General features: G+C 65.2%; 1 protein-coding gene. It reads left to right on the plus strand.

From position 1 onward, the window contains the following. Positions 1–83 precede the first annotated feature (83 nt). Positions 84–1,304 carry an integrase core domain-containing protein gene (locus OZ411_RS42840; protein WP_245476868.1) on the plus strand — a complete coding sequence of 407 codons (1,221 nt, stop codon included), beginning with the start codon at positions 84–86 and terminating at the stop codon, positions 1,302–1,304. Positions 1,305–1,369: the final 65 nt, after the last annotated feature.

Below are 1,369 nucleotides of genomic sequence, written 5' to 3' on the forward strand. Positions count from 1 at the left end.
CGGTCCTGACCGGCTACATGGGTAACAGAATAGACCGGCGACATGGGTAACAGGTCAACTGGTCGGCAAGGAGGACCTTGCCGATGGGGTGGAAGGAGACCTGTACCGTGGAAGAGCGGATGCGGTTTGTGGTGGCGGTTGAGAAGCGCGAGGAATCGTTTGCGGCGACCTGCCGGCGGTTCGGCGTGAGCCGCCGGATCGGGTACAAGTGGCTGGCGCGCTTTGAGGAGGAAGGGACTGTCGGCCTGCTCGACCGTTCACGAGCTCCACAGCACCACCCGCACGCGATTGCGCCGGACATTGCCGAGCGCTGCCTTGAGGCGCGGCGAGCGCATCCGAGCTGGGGGCCGGTGAAGGTGCGGGCCTATCTGGAACGCCGCGCGCCCAAAACAGACTGGCCGGCGGCGAGCACGATCGGAGAGCTGTTCGATCGCGAGGGGCTGACGGTGAAGCGCCGGCTGCGCCGGCGCAGCCCGCCATCGAGTGCGCCCTTTGCCTATTGTGAGGCCGCCAACGACGTCTGGTGCATCGACTTCAAGGGCTGGTTCCTGACGGGCGACGGCGAGCGGTGTGAACCGCTGACGATCACCGATGCCCATAGCCGCTACCTTCTGCGCTGCCAGGCGCTGCCGCACACGGACACCGAGCATGTCTGGCCGGTGCTCGACGCCGCGTTCCGCGAGTTCGGGCTGCCCCGTTACATGCGGTCGGACAATGGCGCCCCCTTTGCGTCGACAGGCGCCGGCGGACTGTCAAGGCTGTCGGTGAAGCTGATCAAGGCCGGCGTCACGCCGGAACGCATTGCTCCGGGCAAGCCGCAGCAGAACGGCCGTCACGAGCGCATGCATCTTACCCTGTTGCAGGAGGCGGCCAACCCGCCGGCACACAGCCTGCGCGACCAGCTCAAGCGCCTGCGCGCCTTCCAGCAGCGTTACAACGAAGAACGCCCGCACCAGGCGCTCGACAATGCCACGCCGGCCGAGCGCTACCAGGCTTCACCGCGCCGTTTTGATGGCATCCTGCGCTCGCCGGACTATGGCGACCAGGACGTCCGCCGGGTTCGCCACAACGGAGAGATCAAACTCGATGGCAAGTTCGTCTACATCACCGCGGCTCTGGCGGGTGAGCCGGTTGGCCTAGCTGAATCCGAGGGCTGCTGGACCGTCAGCTACGGCCCGATCATGCTCGGCACCATCGCCTATCAGAGCGATGAACTCCGAAAACCAAAGCGCAAGCGCTGTGGACTTGGGGACAACGCTGCGCGTTGCCCCCAAGGTCCACAGCCCCAGCAACAGCAGACCTGAACGAAACGAGAATTGTGTTACCCATGTCGTCGGTTTGAAGTGTTACCCATGTCGCCGGTTGCTCA

The sequence above is a fragment of the Bradyrhizobium sp. Arg237L genome (assembly GCF_029990105.1).
Lineage (GTDB): Bacteria > Pseudomonadota > Alphaproteobacteria > Rhizobiales > Xanthobacteraceae > Bradyrhizobium.